The organism is Methanomassiliicoccales archaeon (assembly GCA_036504055.1).
Lineage (GTDB): Archaea > Thermoplasmatota > Thermoplasmata > Methanomassiliicoccales > UBA472 > DASXVU01.
On the sequence record DASXVU010000036.1, the window covers coordinates 26,998 to 44,219 of the forward strand.

Consider the following 17,222-nt stretch of genomic DNA (forward strand, 5'->3'; position numbering starts at 1 on the left):
CACCTAATCTACCGTCTTCATCGGAAATGACGGTTATTCGATCACATATAGAGATAGTGTCTCCCAAAGACGTCTTTATGCAGATGGAGTCAATGCCTTGGTGATCAATTTCGATTACCATCCTCTAAACTCCATTCATCTCGTCCAATTGACGTCTTAAGTCCTAACTTATGAGCTGTAAGAAACGTTCCTCGACCGGCCTATCCCAAATCATGCCTATGGATAGGTCCTATGGCAATTCCTAATACAGCGCCATCTACGGACTTTTTCTTCGAATGAAATTCCAGCATTGGCGGGGGAGGTGGAAGGCATGCATAAGAATGTCACATCTTGGAATGATCTTTGATCATAATCACTGAAAAATAGTTTCTTTGCCTTCTGTCCATTGAAACAGACAGACTTGATGTTTCGGTGATCGGAAAGGAACTTGTGGAAATCATTTGATGCTCCGTTCCTGATATCTGGATCCCCGCTGCCATCCCTTTCGCACACCTCTAGGACATCCCATAATGCGATCTCGTTTTTCATTAGAAAGTCGATCTTATCTGGATAGGAAATATGGTGCAATGAACTAATGGATTGCTCGAAAACCTCATACATGATGCTCCAAAAATGGTTCCGGGGGTTGGCATAATATTCTCCCCGTGCCAATGATATCGTGCTCGGCATCGTCCCCAGTATCAACACTCGGGAATTGGGGTCGACGACCGGCGCAAATGAGTGCAATATTTCTTTCAGAGTATTTCCCAGACGAAGCATACTCCTTCTCGAGTTCTTTTCCTTATCTAAAGACGGTAAGAATTCTATCATGGTACTTCTTTGGACATTGTAGATGTACTTGGATGAGATTTAGCTCCATGGTCGTCCAGACAACTGAGACGCAGGTTGATTGAAAATGTCAGAAGAAATTCCTCAGATCATCGTTACTGACATCGGAGAGTATATCGACAAAGGTTGCTGTGCGCGCAACTTCAAGCTTCGCCTGGATAAGGGCATGGAGGCCCGGAGATTTCCTTTCTTCCCCGCAGTGAGGAAACCTCTGAACCCCATCCTGGCGATGAACGGTCAACGATTGGAGGACCAATGGGCCGAGGACTTCTCCAAGACGATGACCTTGATCAACCCCCCGATCTCGAAGAGCGAGAAAGGTGAGATCACCTGGACCGATTTCCTGGAAAGGATCAAAGAATTGCCGCCAGGTCATTCTGTCTTCGCTAGAGAGGTCGAGATATATCGCCAGATAGGGTCATTCCGCGTCACGGGAAGGATGGACTTCCTCCTCTTTCGATGGGATGGACAAACACCAGTCCTCAGAATAGTCGAATGCAAGGCCAGTCGCAAGGACAAGACATATCATCGCATCCAGCTCGCCGCGTACCGGTTGATGGTCATGGAGGCACTGGCAGAGGGAAAGCCAACCTTGGATGGGTTTGGTTTCAAGGACATTCGGATCGAATCTGTAGTGGCCAGGATAGATGAGAAGTCCAATCAGAACCAGGATGCGTTGACGATCCCATCGCTTGATCTCGAAGAGGAGATGGACGATCTCAGGCAACTTCTTTCCAATGGCGGTCCTTTCGTCCATGTCCAAGCTGCTCCGCTCGAGCAACTGAACTACCGTCTGGAACCGAAATGCGATTCCTGCCAGTATTGTCCGATCTGCCTGCCGGAAAGTGCCAGGCTCAGACGGGTAGAGCTGATCGGCATCGATCAATCGACGACCAATACCCTCATCGAGAATGGTATCGACACCATCGATGACCTAGCTGACCTGGACCGCACATCTGAGAAAGCCCAGGCGCTGGTCGGGAGTCCTGGATTCAACATGGACCTGGGCGACCTCATCGTCAGGGCTAAGGCTCGCCGGTCCACCCTCAAGGGCCGACAGGAAGGGGATTGGGGAATCATACCTCGGCCTAACCCGGGCAAGGGTCAGCTCCCAGTATATCAGAGCGGGACCGACTCCCGCCTAATCCGCGTCTACCTAGATGTTGAATACGAGTACATCGAGAACAGATTGGCAGCATTGTCCGCTCACGTCACCGACAGCGAACTGCCGTTGGTCACAAGGTCCGAGAAGGTAGGGGAAAAGAACCGATATGATCCGGTGCCGATGGAATTGGACCGAGAGACCGGACAGTCCCGGCCATGTGTCGGGACGGACGTGGTCAATTACATCTCAAAGCCTTGGACGGGCGACCATAGGACCGATGACGAAAAGGAGGGACAGATGGTCCAGGACTTCTTTGACCGGCTGGCAGACGCGATAGCGGACGTCGGTAAGGGAGAGGACATGAGGCCCGTACACTTCTATGTCTGGTCAAAGAACGATATGACCCACCTCATCGACGCCTGCTCCCGCGTCGGTGGTCCCCTGCTTCACAATCTGACCGAACTGCTCGGCTCCCGTGAGCGCTGCCAGGGTCCGATGGAACAGCTTATCTTCACCCCCCTCCGTGACGAGATCGATCAGAAGGTGGCGCTCGGTTATACAGGTCACAGTCTGGCGATCGCTACCTCGCTAGGCTGGTTCGGATTCCCCAAGTTCCATTGGACCAGGAAGGTCGAGGGTGTACCGACCGATCTGTCCTATTCCTTCCGCCGGGACATATTCGATTTCCGCACATCGCTGAACCTCAACAGCGTAGGCCAATGGTGCGAACGGAACGACCCGGACGGGCATCCCGAGTTCTTTGAGATCAGGACCAAGTTCGGCTCGGACATCAATGCCCCGTATTGGTATGCGTTGTGGGGCATCCTGCCCGAACCGGGCAACAACCTGGACAAGGTTCTGCTGAACGATTACAGGCGGGGCGGTAAGGCCCCTCTAATAGCAGCGTTCCTGCAGGCCAAGTGCCAGGCGCTCAGGTGGCTGGAGGAGCGCCTCTCAAAGAACGATGGCATCCAGAAACCTTTGATGCCGATCAACGACCTGAAACACATTGACAAACGCTTCGAGGACCGTTACGACCTGGTCAACGCCTGCCTCGATTTCATGCGCCTTGATCACCATGTCAAAAAGGTCGAATGGGTCACGTCATGTCTGCGGTCCCCGTCCACCCGGGTCGCCGAAGGCTTCGCGCTGCCGCTGAAGGACCTGATCGACGTCCCGCTGGATGACAATAGCCACGTGGTCCGCGGCGTGATCGACCTGGAGCGCTACGCAGTCGATCCGGACGTCTTCTTCTCGGTCTGCATGATCGGTGAGGAATCGTTCGTGCGCATCTCGCCTTACTCGGGCAAGCCTGACGAAGGCCAATCGATCCACGAGGTCCTGAGCAAGGGGGTCACTGGCAAGGTCACCTTCCTGGACAGGAAGACCGGTCTTTTCGCGGCCAAGGTCATCACCACGAACTATAAGGACCCGATCGCCCGGGACTATGTCCTTCCCTCGCTGTCAAGCAATGCCGCGATGCCATACGCATTAGTCGAGGAGGGCATCTCGGCCTTCGTCCAGAACCGGGTCGACGAATGGCTGAGGAACCACAGGAATGCTCCGGCGGTCAGGTGGTTCGATCCTGGATCCCCTGCGATACCATTACGAGATCAGCTGACATCTGAAACGAAAGAGGCATGCAGGAACGTTCTCCGCTCGATGAGGGTCCTCGACCGCTCGCTCGATGAGGTCCAGGTCCAGGCGTGCATCGATGGAATGGAAGGCACGGTCCAGCTTCTGCTCGGTCCGCCCGGAACGGGTAAGACCAACACCACCGCTGCGGCGATACTTCTCCGCCTGGCATCCACGCCGGAGCGCAAGCTCTTTCTCCTATCGGCGAACACCCACACCGCCGTGGATGAGCTGACGGAGCGATTGAGGCTGACCCTGCCTTCGTTCAGAAAGGCCTCGGCGGAGAACGGCTTCCGGGACAATCCGGTCAGCATCCTCCGGCTCAAGGATGAACCGTCGAGCGCGGAGGAGATCACCTTCGAGAACATCAATCAGATCAAGGACCAATTGAGCATGAACGACGTCGTCATCTGCGGTTCGGTGAACGAGGTCCTGAAACTCGGTAAGAACATGGACAAGTCGGGCTGGCCGTTGGGTTCCGCACATGCTTCCGGATTGATCGTCGACGAGGCCAGCATGATGCTGTTCCCGGACTTTCTGGCACTGGCGACTATGGTATCAGCGAAGGGAGAGATCATGCTCACCGGCGATCACATGCAGCTCTCGCCAATAACATCGCATGACTGGGAGAACGAGGACCGGGAGCAGATCGTCAGGCTGACGCCCCATGAGAGCGCATATGTCACGGTGAAGCGGCTTTGCAGCAGATGCGACAAGAAGGCTCTGAGACAATCGGAGCTCACTCTCACCTATCGGCTTACGGACGAACTGATCCACCTCATATCCGACGTCTACAAGGATGAAGGGGTCACGCTCACTTCAAAAAAGACCGCTCCGTCCAAGAGCGGCAGGATATCCTCGCTCTCTGACGTCTGGAGATATGGCGGCATATACCTGATCGTTCACGACGAATCAAGTTCGAGGAAGCTGAACGAGTTCGAGGCAGGACTTATCCAAGACGTCATCGCATCCCGGCCTGGATCGAAGAAGGATATCGAACCGGGTTCGATATCGATCATCACCCCTCACCGAGCGCAGAAGGGGGCGCTGAAGAGCCTCCTGATGGAAGACCACGGCGATCAGATAAAGATGATCGACACCGTCGAACGGCTACAGGGCGGCGAGTGTGAGACGATCATCGTTTCCGGCACCCAGAGCGACATGAACGCGATCGGGGACAGCGCCGAGTTCATCCTGAACCTAAACCGGACGAACGTGATATTCTCTCGGGCCAAGGAACGCCTCATCGTTGTTTGTTCGAGGAACCTGCTGGACAGCGTCCCTGCCGATATCGATGACTACAGATCGTCGTGGCTGTGGAAACGGTTGCGCTCAACGTGCGACACCGAGATGTTGAAGGTCGAGGGGTACGAACACGAAGTATCGGTCAGAGTGCCGGGAAGATTCTGGAATAAATGACCTTGGTCCCGATCAATCAGCCGATCGTCTGATATCATGGTGAAATTTTATTCAGCGATAGTTAATGAAACAGCTTTAAGCAAGCAGCTTCTAGGAGTACTATGGAAATTGAGAGCAGCTTTACATCCATATCTGACGAGGTTCGCTCAATCATAGGTCCGGTATTGACCACCACCGGCAGCAATGGAAAAAGAATGGTCGAATCGATTCTGAAGATCTTGGAGGACAACCCTGACATTTATCTAAAACCCACCACGCAGGGTTTCCACGTCTGCATGAAATGGAACGGGGAAGAGATCAAATTGATCCAGATATGGGGGAGGCTGGACCCGACGAAGACCGACATCATGGAGACAAGAAGGCAATGGCTGCCCGAATCCCTGCAGCTGGGCAATGAGGAATACAGAAAGATAGCCCAGCTGTTCTTGACGGCCAACTTCACGCCGGTCGGCGGAAAATATCGCAACTACTCGTTGCATTTCGAAGATGCTAGGAAGCTACAGTTCAACGACACGGTCATCGACAAGGTGGGAAAGGCCATCGTCGGGCTGAAAGACGTGATCAAAGAGAGCACGGAACAATAGGGCGGAACCAATAACCGTCCCAACTTCCCATTCCCAATTAACAAAACAAGGACCATTGAATCCGGCCAGTTGTTTTGGCCAGTTTTCACTTTCCACTTTTTTCAGACAAACAATTAAGCCGGTTCAAGGTCACACCTTCATATCTTCGTGGGGTAGTTGTCATGTCGGAACCAGGTTATTCTCTGCCATCGCCAAGGAAGGGCAAGCGAATCATCTCGAAAGTCATTACATTCGTCGTGATATTGGTCATTGCCTCTGCATCTGCGGCCATATTGTTATGGAACGGCAATGGTGGCGTCAAGAATAATGATGGGAACAACGGCGGTAATGTCATAGATACCCCGTCAGAGGCCACGCCTACCACATGGACAGGAGCCATCATCCCTTCATCAATGATGTACACACCGACAGCGTCGCATCTGGAGTCGACCAATGGTATATCCTCCATCCCACAACAACTTGCCTCCGGTCCCTCGCTGGCATATTTCGTAGGAAGTCCGGAAGATTGGACCAATGGAACGCAGATCACTTTTCCGGTTGACACCAATATCCAGATAACAAAGGTGATTGGCGGAACTTTCAATCTCCTGAAAACGGGAGACCGCTACTCATTCTCAAATATGATCTCATCGAACTCGTCGGCAGTTCCTGGTGAACGACTGAGCAGCTCCATGGTCTGTTATAACAATATCGATGTGACTTTGAGCTCCACGAGTGTGGTCTATTCTGACTATACATTCGGTATTGGCACGAACGGGACCACCGATTACATCTGGATAGCCCCTCACCGATCATTCCCGACCTTTTTCAACCACGTCTCCATGCATGGAATGGTGATGGACCAGAGCACCTTGAGCACGTTGAGGTCGGATTTCTCCGGTTCCGTTTTTGGCGGATTGGACCTTGACCGGATCTCCGAGGTAGGATCCAAGTACGGTCTCTCGTTCCAGGGGATCCAAGACCGTTTCCTCCTGGTAGATAATCTGACCTATCTCGATGAAATTTCCGTGAAAGGAGATGTCCTAGACACTTTGACACCTCAGGATCTGACCAGACTTGCCAGCGTTTTCTGCAACCCGGGGACTGACTGGATCAAGGACGTGATCGGCAACATCGGCGAAGGTGCGGCGTTCGTGACCGAATCAAGCAGTACCTCGAACCTGACCAAACTATGGATCCTGGTCTATCCCCTGAACATGGACCATGAGTTCAACGGGATCTGCGATCTTGTGGTCTCCCCGGCCGACTACTCCATCCTATCAAGCGAACTGAACAAGAACCCTTCATCGTTCCAGCCATTGACCGAGGAACACCGTTTCCAAGTAAAGGTGGGAATGATCACCGAGGCCACGGCAGACGGATATAACAGAACATCAGTCCTTGATCTATGGGGCCAGATGGGTAAGGGAGGGAACACCCAGGTAGAAAGCGTAACGGTCAAAGGCTATGGCGTCGTGGTCGACCTAAACACGATGGAAGATTGTCTCTTGTCCGGTCTCGGGATGAACGGTAATGGCGGCCTATCATCCATCACGACTTTCAAGAATCCGGCGGTGGTGCTGCTTCTGAACGAGAATTTCAGCGGGTTCTTCGAATTCGATGATGTCCCGTTCTGGCACTATGGCGCTATCTGCATTATCCCGAATTATGAGCATGATGATTCAGCCTTCCACCATATGGAGATCAACGGAACGCTTTACGACTCTTCAGCCTACTTCAGCTCGTCATTCCCGATCTTCCGCATTCCATTGGTGATATCGGATAGCTATCATGAGGTCATTGAAGGGCTCCAGCAGGTATCCGTCAAGGACATGAGGGCAGACAACCTGGTTTACCAGGACGTCGGAGGCAGGAATGGTGCGTATGTCGAGTTCGATTCCCAACCGGTGGGTACGAGCTTGTTCACATTGGCAAACTACCTATGCCCGATATCCAGAAGTGTGACACAGTTCCTGCCGATCGACCTGGGAATATACCTAGCAATTCAGAAGGACGGAGGTAAGCATTACTACGTTCCTGTTCTCTATCTGTCATCTGGAAAAGGAGACACATACTTCGGAACAAAGACGGTCGACATTAAAGGGATGTATGTTGATTCCAGTCCTTCTTCCCCCGAATTTGCCCATCTGGTCGACGAGGTTGAGGTGGTAGATAACACGTCGGGCATAATGCCAACTGGAGTGGTTTTCGCCTTCACACTGGACACGATACATGATGGCCTCCAGGACGCCAAGGCGATCGGTCCGGTCAAATCGACGAACAGTAGTTTCGATGTCCATTACTCGATCGACCCTTCACTGGCATCCAATAGCACCACCAGGGTCCAGCTTTACTGGATGGATTCAAAGGATTGGCTGTCCCGTCCTATTTGGTATTCCTATGGCCTTGACCCCACCCCAGGAGATGGGCTATTCCCGGTCGATGCAAAGAAGATGCATGGGGACAAGAACTATGGCTGGTTCATCCAAGTGATCAGCGAGGACTTCACCTCTGACAGTGCACAACCGGATTGGTGGACCAGCCCCGAGGCATATACGAGGGTGAACTACCTCCCGCCCGAGGCTGTCGAACAATATCTACCTGAAGCACCAAATCCAGGCGATCATGTGGTGCTCAATTGGCAGGAAAGCCGCGACAGCAGCTTCGCCTCTTATTCAGTCTTCTGTGGCCAATCACCATCTTTCGTCACGGACTCTTTCTCGTTCGTAGGGAGTGTCACTATCCAGTCTCAGACGTCGTATCAGATCTCGGGATTAGATCCCGGTGTCCAGTATTATTTCACTGTTCGCGTCAACGATCTTGATGGTTTCCATTCCGGCTCGAACACGACTTACACAAGAACCTATTCATCATTGGATTCTGGAAGCTCTTTTTCTTCCGCCACACACGTAGCTCCCGGAGTGGCCTGGACCGAGCAGACGTCGTTCTGGTTCGATTCTGATGACATGTATTCGATTCACCTATCCCAGGGCGACGAATTGATCGTCAACATGATCGGCAATACGCTCGGATTTGCAGATATTTATGCTTACAGTCCGAATGGCACCCTGATCGCGCAATCGAAAAATATCGGTGTCACTGAGGACATCGACATCACAACATCCGTCACTGGATTATACTACATTAAGGTCAATTCACAACTAATAGGAACGGATTGGTACACTCTCTGGTTTGAGGTGATCTAGGGTTTTCTGGAATCGTCTTGCCTCTTCAGCTATGCTGGAGGACGTTCCTCATATGGCGGCTATAATGATGTGACCGTCACCTCTAGTTGGGTCTTTTGACCGGACATAACAGCATCAGGCCCCAGGGTCCCAGACCAATGCCACCAGCTTGACCGAGATGTTCGTCTTGGTTGTGCCTATTGGAATGGATTCCAGCTTCTCCGTCAGCGGGTCTGTCTTCTCCCCCATCGCCCTGACCTCCGCTTGGAAATCCTCATCCAGCTTCTTCCGCTGTTGGCGAAGTGTATCGAGGTTCTCGTCGGCGAACTCGACGTCCTTCTTCTCCTTCTTCACCCGTTCGTAATCGTTTATCGTCTTGGTGCCCTTCACCTTCCTCCCGACCATGGCGTCGAAGAGCGCCGTGCCGAACGAAGCGGAGCTCTGCTGTTTGCGCATGCTTACCTGGTCCTTCTCCTTCTCCAAAGTCATCTCTGCCTTCCGGATACGTTCATCCAGCGCAGCGATCTTGGGGGCATATTTCTTCCTCAGTCTGTCCATGTTCCCGTCCGCGGTCTCCCTGAAGGCAAGCTGCATCCGTATCCTGAAATCGCTTTCCTTCTCCCCCACCTTGGAATATTGGTTCAGGCTCGGGCTATGCAGCAGCTCGATCCTTTGGCTCCGTACCAGCCAGTTTACCAGGTCCTTTTCCCAGGCGGCGTAGTTCTTCGGGACCGATGCCGTGGCCGGAAGATCGGAAAATTTCGCGGCGCCCATGGGCTCGGCCTGCAGGTCGGACATGGTCAATTCCGCTTTTTTCGCCGTCTCCCAATTGACCGGGATGGGACCGTCGGTCACCGAGGCCAGAAGATACAAGTCCTTGGTCTCCTCCACGTTCTTCCTTGCATCGGAGAAGCGCACCTGTGAGATTCCTAGCAGCATCGGCCTGTAGACCAGAGGGGCCGGTTGCTTCGGCCGAAGGAAATACTGCGGAACCCCCGACGGCAACATAGGCCTCTTGGAATCCAGAGAAACGGGGCCGGCGGTTGCTTGCACGGCTGCAGCCGCCTCCGGCGCTACGACCGGAACAGCGGAGCTCGCTTTCGACTTGATCGGGTCCATAAGGATCTTGATCTGGTCCCTGGTCAGCGGTCCCCGGAGATATGACATCGCCCATCTTGATGTGAACACCAATGGTTTGTCTTCGTTCACATTGTGCATGAGGAACACCCGGTTCCCTAGCCCGGCGATGATCTGGTCCATCTCGCCGCGATTGAACGATTTTCCAGTGCCGGCGGATACTCCCTCAAGAGCATCCAGGATGCGTAGTTTGTCCCGGTCGGTCTGGAGCCGTCCGATGAACCAGGTGCCAGTGTTGGACAGTCCTTTATAATCCAGGTCCACCGGGTTCTGAGTGACCAGCACGACGCCTACCCCGAACGCTCTGGCCTGTTTCATGAGCGTCAGCAAGGGCAGCTTCGAGGGCGGATTGGCAACCGGAGGCAGGTAACCGAACACCTCATCGATATAGAGGATCGCCCGCAGACTGGTGGTGCCTGACTGGGTGCGCATCCAGCCGACCACGTGATTCAACAGGAGCGACACGAAGAACATCCGCTCGGAATCACTGAGATGAGCGATGGAGAAGATGGAGGTCTTCGGTCTTCCTTCAGGAGTGTAAAGGAAGCTCTTGACGTCGAGCGGTTCGCCTTCCAGCCAGAGCCTGAAACTTGGGGCGGCGAGAAGGTTATTGAGCTGCATCGCCAGGGTGAGCCTGTCCTTCGATGGGTAGAACGCCTCCAGCTCCAGGACACCTACCCGCTTGACGGAGGGATTTTGGATCTGATTGATCAGACTGGCCAGGTCGAGACTGACCCCATTCCTCCATGCCTCGGAAAGGATGGTCGAGATCAGGATGTGCTCCCTGGATCTGATCGGGTCCGCGTCAACTCCGATCAAGCCCAGAAGGCTCGTTACCGTGGTGCTGATCCGCTCGTTCAGGAGCTCGTCATCGCTGACGATCTCCGGGGGAGGGGCGGAGAAGGACTTTAGTATCGACACCGGCAGTCCGGCGTTGCTTCCCGGCGTGTATATGGTGAAACTGCTGGCATCGCGCAGCCGTTTGATGCGTGCCCCGTCCTCCCCCCATTGAGCCAGGCCGCTCTTCCAGAACTCGGCCTGTTTAGCCGCGTACTCATCGACGGAGAGGCCGTTCTTCGTCGCATCCTCGGCGTTCACCCAAGGCTTGAAATCCTCGTTGCGGAGCTCCGGAAACGTAAGCATCAGGTTGGCGATATCGCCCTTGGGATCTATCACGATGGACGGAATGCCATCAAGGGCCGCCTCCTCAAGAAGACAGACGCAGAGTCCGGTCTTACCGCTTCCGGTCATGCCCACGCAGACAGCGTGCGTCACCAGGTCCTTTGAATCGTAAAGGACGATGTCATCCCTCTTCGATTTGTTTGCCAGATCATAGGTGCTTCCCAGGTAGAAAGCCCCGAGCTTCTCAAAATCCTGCATTTCCAACCCCGCTGATGATTGATATTGGTTAGCTCAATAAAGAAAGTTGTCGAAGGATGGAGATCTGTACTCAGACAAAGCCGTGAAGGACCGAACATACATTTGCTCCGTTCGGTAAGGATCATCATTCCGACCATTAGCATTTATTAGAATATTCAAGCATGGGCTAGGTTTAACTGATGATGTCATGTCGGTACTGCACCCAAATGTTAATAATATGTCACCTGCAAACTAACACCATGAACTCAATCGTTGATAGTGTGATGGGCATGCTATCCTCTGGGGACAATCTGTCCGCCATGGGGAAGTCGGTCGGAGGGGATGAAAAGTCGGTCAAGTCCGCGCTTGGCATGGGATTGCCGCTGATCATGGGTTCCATGGCGGACAAGGCCTCGAAGCCCGGAGGGGCCGAGGAGCTGGCCAACATGATACCGAAAACAGGTAGTAGCACTCCTGACAATTTGAGCGCCCAGATCAACAACCCAGACACATCGGGAGGCTCGGACATGCTGAACAAGCTGATGGGGAACCAAATGGGCCCGATGCAGAGCGCGATCTCCAAGAAGTCAGGACTGGCCCCGGACGGCGTCGGTAAGTTACTGGCTATGGTGGCCCCGATGATAATGGGACAGGTCGGGAAGATGTTCACCCAGGGTAACATGGACAGCAAAGGCCTATCCGCACTGCTCGGAAGCCAGTCCAAGATGGCCATGCAGTCCTCTCCTGAGGCCTCCGACCTCTCCAAGCAGCTGAACATAGGCCAGGTGGGAGGCGGGGGCCTGATGGCGAAACTGAAGAACATGTTCGGGAAATGAATAGATCACCATCTCCTGTCCGGGACATAGAGAAAGCAGCTGGCCTAGCCTGAAATATTCAGGCTAGACATCCGTTCCGGCGAACTCTTCAGTTGCGGATTTCAATGCTCTGAGTTCTACGAAAGACGTTGCGTCCTGGAACATGGCGGATCGAGCATGATCCATGTCCGATCATGGAAGAAAATGGAATCGTATGCTGTGCCTGGTTAAGGCCGGTTTGCGCCGGACGGTGACCTTCGCCAAAATGCATAGAGGGTGCACTACTGCCTTTCAGGACCTGGCACCTATGATATTCGATGCAACCACCGGCGGAGAAGCATCTGGCCTGTCCTGCGTTGGTCTGGCGATGCTCACATGATCAGGGGTGTCGCCTTCCTGTGGGGAAGGAGAGGTGTCCTGCCGACGCAGCCCGTTAGCCCCCAAGATCAGCGCACGAAATCCACACCGTCGTTCTGCTGCCTTGGTTGCTGGTATTGCAAGGGCACCTTACTGGCCGCGTATTGGGACGTTTCCCTCTGGGCCTGCTGCGCGCTCATCCCCGCACCTCTGGCATCGAGCATGTACTTGCTCTTAGCACCGGTGACGATGAGCAGGACCTTGATCGTCCCGGTGAGCTCGGGCTCGATCGAACAGCCCCAGATGATCCTGGCCCGTTCGCTGACCGACTTGGTCACTATGTCGGCGGCCTTCTGGGCTTCGCCGACGGTCATGTCCGGTCCTCCGACGACGCGGATCAAGGCGCCCCTTGCCATCCTCAGGTCGATCTCTCCCAGCATCGGGGACGTCAGGGCCTCATGGACCGCATCCTTGACCCGGTCGTCCGAATCTGTGTTCGCCTCGCCGATACCGACGAACGCCACCCCGCCCTCGTTCATGACGGTCTGGATGTCGGCGTAGTCCAGGTTGACCAGTCCGGGCTTGGTGATGATCTCGGTGAGTCCCTTGATGGTCTGCATCAGCACCTCATCGGCCACCTTGAACGCCGCCTCGATGGGCAGCTTGGGGACCATCTCCAGCAATTTGTCGTTCGGCACCACGATCGTGGTGTCGCAGGCCTGCCTCAGCTTGTTCAGCCCAGTCAAGGCATTCTCCATCCGGAGGGTCCCTTCCGCCTTGAACGGGATGGTAACCACTCCCAGCGTCAGGGCGCGTATCTGTTCCTTGGCGATGCCAGCGACGTAATGCGCCGAACCGGTTCCGGTCCCGCCTCCCATACCCGCCGTCACGAAAACTATGTTCGCCCCGTTCAGGAAGTCCCTGATCTCACCATCATTCTCTCTCGCCGCTTCCTCTCCCACTTCTGGCTTCGCTCCTGCCCCCAGACCCCGGGTCTTGGACTTTCCGATCAATATCTTCTTCGGCGCGCGAATGGTGAGCAGATGCTTTGCGTCGGTGTTGATGGCGCAGAGCTGTGCTCCGCTGATACCTGCATCAACGCAGCGGTTGATGGTATTGCAGCCGCCACCGCCACAGCCGACGATCTTGATACAGACATCCAGCTGAGCGGCTATACGGAGCAGTTCCTCGTCGCTCGCGCTCACCGGCGCTTGTGGCGCCGGTTGGTTTCCTACACTTGCATTTGCCGGTTGCTTAGCTCCGGCGGTCGATAGCGCATCCTTTACCAATGAGCTTGGCATTTGTGCATCCCCGAATATATAGCGCCCTAGTTGATATTAAATATTTCTAAGGTCCAGATTTAAATAGGAATATAAAAAAATGCGATACTTCGGATAATTTAACAATTCTTGCATCTCCCATCAACAGCCCAGTGATCCTGGTGAAATCAGAACATTGAGACCTTAGCCTAAGAATTCGAACAGGCGCTCCATCAGGGCATTATCACTCTAACCTGAAGCTATTCAATCCTATCAAATCATATAGCGGATGGTCCAACTTACCGGTTAGGTAGGAAGCTCAAATGGGACTGATCGACGAAGTATTGAATTTCATATTGCATGGAAACATCGGCGGGATTCCGACCCTGGCGGTGATGTCAATGCCATTGGTCATCGGACTGATCGTCGGGTTCCTAGCGGCCAAGTTCCTCAAGTTGGCGATAATCATCGTCGTCATCATCGCGGTGGCCGTCTATCTGGGTTTCTATTCGCTGGACATCTCCACCCTGCAGCACCTGGCCCAACAATACGGTCCTTCAGCTTTGCATCTGGGTGCCTTTCTGATCGGCCTGCTGCCGCTGACGATCGGCTTTGCCATCGGTGCGATCATCGGGTTCATCCTGGGCTGAGATGGAAATAGCTATGGTCTTTAAGGACCCGGCCCTTGCCCATGATCCAATCTCAACGATTGACCAAAGATGTAACATTTCTCAGGCCACGGCCTTTCCTTCAAGCATAAATATCGTCGGCTTCCAATCGCAATATGCAGGTTGAATGGAATGGCTGATGATAACGATAGGTTGATACCGCGGACCTTGGTACCTCCGAACAAGAAGGTAAAGCTCGAGGAATATCCCACCAGCTGGAAGGATTGCGATGATCTGGACCTTAACGGCCTGGTCCTATCGAAAGAGAACGCGGACAAGATATTGGAACGGAGCAGAGAGGAACTGGAACGGGTCCAGGAACTGCTGTGGGCAGAATCCTCCCATTCCATGCTAATGATCCTCCAAGGGATGGATGCGGCGGGCAAGGATGGAATTATCGAACATGTCATGTCCGGCGTGAACCCGCAGGGTTGCCAGGTGACCGGTTTCAAAGTGCCGTCGGCAAAGGAGCTAGGCCATGACTTCCTGTGGCGCTGCTATGGGGCCCTGCCGGAAAGGGGCATGATCGGGATCTTCAACCGCTCCTATTACGAGGAGGTCCTGGTGGTCAGGGTGCATCCAGAACTGCTGGAGCAACAAAGATTACCAGGAAGCAAGAAAGGAAAGGATCTGTGGCAGGAACGCTATGAATCGATCAATGATATCGAGCGTCATCTCGTTCGCAACGGGACGGCCATACTGAAGTTCTTCCTCCATGAATCCCTGGAAGAACAGAAGGAGAGGTTCCTGGCCAGGCTTGACGACCCGAAGAAGCAGTGGAAATTCAACCCGGCAGACATCAAGGAAAGGGACCTTTGGGACGACTATACGAAGGCCTATGAGAAGATGCTCTCGGCGACCAGCACCGAAGAGGCACCCTGGTACATCATTCCTGCGGACCAGAAATGGCTGGCCCGGACGCTTATCTCCAGCATCATGGCCCGGACGATAGAGTCGTTACATCTCCAGTATCCCCAGCCCTCGAAAGAGGTCAAGAAGGCTTTGGATGAAGCGAAGAAACGGTTGAAGGAAGAATGATCGATCGAACCCATCCCCCTGGAACAATATCAGGTCTCTTGTCGCTACGGAGTCCATATCATAATCTAATGGACGCTCGCCTGATCTCTGTGGAATGATCTTGATGGACGGAATAAGAAAGAGACCTTTGCGGATCACGATCATCGGCGTTCTCTCCATATTCGCCGGCCTGATCTTCTTGTTTCCCATATTAGGGAGCTTCGGACTGGCCCATCTGATCGACCTGTCTGGTCAGACCTTCAATGAGGGTCCGCTGGTATTGACCACAACCATCGTTGCCATAGCCAATTTCATTCTGGGAATAGGTTGTCTTATCGGGTGGCGACCCGTCTGGCTCTATCTTACCGTACTCTCAGTTCTCAACTTCGCCATCGCGCTAGTAGCTTTTTCCAGAGCGGACGCCAGCCACATGTCGACGGTGATCATTCCACTCATCTGGCTACTGATCGCGATATACGTTCTGGTCTCGATCCAATCGAGGAAGACCAAAGTATGGTTCGGACGTTGATCTTATGATACGATTGGATGTCGCCCAGCGTCCGAGGGTCCTTTCATTCGTCGGCCGAATATGGTAGTCCGGCCTCGACACTATCATTACCCCCGACTACCCCGAGTTGTTAGAGCCGAATGGAAACCCCCGGAGATGTGGCAGATCCTACCCATACTGCGCTGCACCATTGACCGGCGCGGAGTGAGGCGGCTCATGCGGTAAGAAGGTGACCTGCCGAAGATCACCGATCCTCCATCGGTCAATGTTGACTTCCGCCAGCGAGGAATGTTTAATATCGTTAATGCCGCGTTGTTTGAACGGTGGGTATGAAGAGCCTTGTGGTGTATGTATCGGTCTCGCATGGGAACACGGAAAAGGTGGCCAAGGTCATCGCAGAGGTCCTCGGTGCCGATCTGAAGGAAGCGAAGGCGGTCGATCCGGCCATTATCCAAAGCTACGATCTGGTAGGGTTCGGTTCGGGTATCTTCTATGGGAAATTTCATGCAAGCCTGCTGAAGCTGGTGGACATGCTGCCTGGCTCCAAGTCCAAGGCCTTCGTATTCTCAACTGGCGGCTATGGGACGACCGATTCGCACGTGAAATTATGGAGGGCCCTAGAAGCCAAGGGATTTACCAATGGAGGCGATTTTGCCTGTAAGGCCTGGGACACCTGGTCGCCTTTCAAATTGGTCGGTGGGATAAACAAAGGGAGACCGGACGAGAATGATCTGAACAAGGCCAGGGAGTTCGCGAAAGGGCTCAAGATCTAGCATGCTTACTTCCGGTCATACGCCTCTTTCAGGTCCTTGATGATGAGTTTGTCCATTTTCAGCATTGCCTCCATGACCCGCTGCGCCTTCACTGGATCCGGATCCCTGAGCATCTCGTTCAGTACTGTCGGAACTACCTGCCATGAAATTCCGAACTTATCCACGAGCCACCCGCATCGGTCCTTGCGACCGCCCTCCGAAAGCATCTCCCATAAGCGATCAACCTCGTCCTGGTCTTTGCAGTCCACGAACATCGATATGGCAGGCGTGAAAGAGTATACCGGACCGCCGTTCAGCGCAAAGAATTCCTGTCCCTCTAGCTGGAACGTGACCGACATTACCGTTCCCTCCGGACCGGGACCAGCTTTCCCGTATCTGGTTATCATGCCCTTGTTTGAGTTCTTGAACACAGATGTGTAAAAGTCCATGGCCTCTTCCGCATTATTATTGAACCACAAAAATGGAGTAATCTTTTGCATGCATTCGATTGGCATCGTGGATTATTTAGTGATTTGCAGGAGACCTCGAGGAGTAAACATAATCCATACCAACCTTATCGATATAATTGCTCCGAATTACAATCGTTAAATAATA

11 protein-coding genes are annotated in these 17,222 nt (G+C 53.6%); 8 read left to right on the plus strand and 3 right to left on the minus strand.

Annotation, left to right across the window (positions count from 1 at the left end):
• Positions 1-895: 895 nt before the first annotated feature.
• The 3 genes from VGK23_08830 to VGK23_08840 all read left to right on the plus strand — a co-directional run bounded on the left by VGK23_08830 (position 896) and on the right by VGK23_08840 (position 8,756).
• Positions 896-4,987, plus strand: coding sequence for an AAA domain-containing protein (locus VGK23_08830; protein ID HEY3420641.1), 4,092 nt, complete (start codon positions 896-898; stop codon positions 4,985-4,987).
• Between the two features lie 101 nt (positions 4,988-5,088).
• Entirely contained in the window at positions 5,089-5,571 is a 483-nt protein-coding gene (locus VGK23_08835) for a hypothetical protein (protein ID HEY3420642.1), read from the plus strand.
• A gap of 161 nt (positions 5,572-5,732) precedes the next feature.
• Entirely contained in the window at positions 5,733-8,756 is a 3,024-nt protein-coding gene (locus tag VGK23_08840) for a hypothetical protein (protein HEY3420643.1), read from the plus strand.
• A 114-nt stretch (positions 8,757-8,870) separates the two neighbouring features.
• On the opposite strand, the gene VGK23_08845 is transcribed toward VGK23_08840, so the two are convergent.
• The gene (locus VGK23_08845; protein HEY3420644.1) at positions 8,871-11,252 is read right to left on the minus strand and encodes a DUF87 domain-containing protein; all 2,382 of its coding nucleotides are present in this window, start codon (positions 11,250-11,252) and stop codon (positions 8,871-8,873) included.
• 239 nt (positions 11,253-11,491) lie between these two features.
• Between VGK23_08845 and VGK23_08850 the strand changes: the two genes are divergently transcribed.
• On the plus strand, positions 11,492-12,067 hold the full coding sequence (locus VGK23_08850; GenBank protein HEY3420645.1) for a DUF937 domain-containing protein: 576 nt from the start codon (positions 11,492-11,494) through the stop codon (positions 12,065-12,067).
• 425 nt (positions 12,068-12,492) lie between these two features.
• On the opposite strand, the gene ftsZ is transcribed toward VGK23_08850, so the two are convergent.
• The gene (gene ftsZ / locus VGK23_08855; protein ID HEY3420646.1) at positions 12,493-13,704 is read right to left on the minus strand and encodes a cell division protein FtsZ; all 1,212 of its coding nucleotides are present in this window, start codon (positions 13,702-13,704) and stop codon (positions 12,493-12,495) included.
• A gap of 281 nt (positions 13,705-13,985) precedes the next feature.
• Between ftsZ and VGK23_08860 the strand changes: the two genes are divergently transcribed.
• The 4 genes from VGK23_08860 to VGK23_08875 all read left to right on the plus strand — a co-directional run bounded on the left by VGK23_08860 (position 13,986) and on the right by VGK23_08875 (position 16,628).
• Positions 13,986-14,312, plus strand: a complete 327-nt coding sequence (locus VGK23_08860) for a hypothetical protein (protein ID HEY3420647.1) — start codon at positions 13,986-13,988, stop codon at positions 14,310-14,312.
• Positions 14,313-14,462: 150 nt separating this feature from the next.
• Positions 14,463-15,368 carry a polyphosphate kinase 2 family protein gene (locus VGK23_08865; GenBank protein ID HEY3420648.1) on the plus strand — a complete coding sequence of 302 codons (906 nt, stop codon included), beginning with the start codon at positions 14,463-14,465 and terminating at the stop codon, positions 15,366-15,368.
• 103 nt (positions 15,369-15,471) lie between these two features.
• Positions 15,472-15,876 (plus strand): hypothetical protein, encoded by a 405-nt coding sequence (locus VGK23_08870; protein HEY3420649.1) that lies wholly within the window; start codon positions 15,472-15,474, stop codon positions 15,874-15,876.
• Positions 15,877-16,184: 308 nt separating this feature from the next.
• Positions 16,185-16,628 (plus strand): flavodoxin family protein, encoded by a 444-nt coding sequence (locus VGK23_08875; GenBank protein ID HEY3420650.1) that lies wholly within the window; start codon positions 16,185-16,187, stop codon positions 16,626-16,628.
• A gap of 5 nt (positions 16,629-16,633) precedes the next feature.
• Here the strand turns inward: VGK23_08875 and VGK23_08880 are convergent, their stop codons facing one another.
• Complete coding sequence (locus VGK23_08880) at positions 16,634-17,107, minus strand: VOC family protein (GenBank protein ID HEY3420651.1); 474 nt, start codon at positions 17,105-17,107, stop codon at positions 16,634-16,636.
• Positions 17,108-17,222: the final 115 nt, after the last annotated feature.

What these genes read in the sequence shown, in the direction of transcription:
- VGK23_08870 (HEY3420649.1), top strand. Translation starts at nt 15,472, where the DNA reads ATGGACGGAATAAGAAAGAGACCTTTGCGGATCACGATCATCGGCGTT.
- VGK23_08875 (HEY3420650.1), top strand. Translation starts at nt 16,185, where the DNA reads ATGAAGAGCCTTGTGGTGTATGTATCGGTCTCGCATGGGAACACGGAA.
- ftsZ (HEY3420646.1), bottom strand. Translation starts at nt 13,704, where the DNA reads ATGCCAAGCTCATTGGTAAAGGATGCGCTATCGACCGCCGGAGCTAAG.
- VGK23_08840 (HEY3420643.1), top strand. Translation starts at nt 5,733, where the DNA reads ATGTCGGAACCAGGTTATTCTCTGCCATCGCCAAGGAAGGGCAAGCGA.
- VGK23_08865 (HEY3420648.1), top strand. Translation starts at nt 14,463, where the DNA reads ATGGCTGATGATAACGATAGGTTGATACCGCGGACCTTGGTACCTCCG.
- VGK23_08845 (HEY3420644.1), bottom strand. Translation starts at nt 11,252, where the DNA reads ATGCAGGATTTTGAGAAGCTCGGGGCTTTCTACCTGGGAAGCACCTAT.
- VGK23_08860 (HEY3420647.1), top strand. Translation starts at nt 13,986, where the DNA reads ATGGGACTGATCGACGAAGTATTGAATTTCATATTGCATGGAAACATC.
- VGK23_08835 (HEY3420642.1), top strand. Translation starts at nt 5,089, where the DNA reads ATGGAAATTGAGAGCAGCTTTACATCCATATCTGACGAGGTTCGCTCA.
- VGK23_08880 (HEY3420651.1), bottom strand. Translation starts at nt 17,107, where the DNA reads ATGCAAAAGATTACTCCATTTTTGTGGTTCAATAATAATGCGGAAGAG.
- VGK23_08830 (HEY3420641.1), top strand. Translation starts at nt 896, where the DNA reads ATGTCAGAAGAAATTCCTCAGATCATCGTTACTGACATCGGAGAGTAT.
- VGK23_08850 (HEY3420645.1), top strand. Translation starts at nt 11,492, where the DNA reads ATGAACTCAATCGTTGATAGTGTGATGGGCATGCTATCCTCTGGGGAC.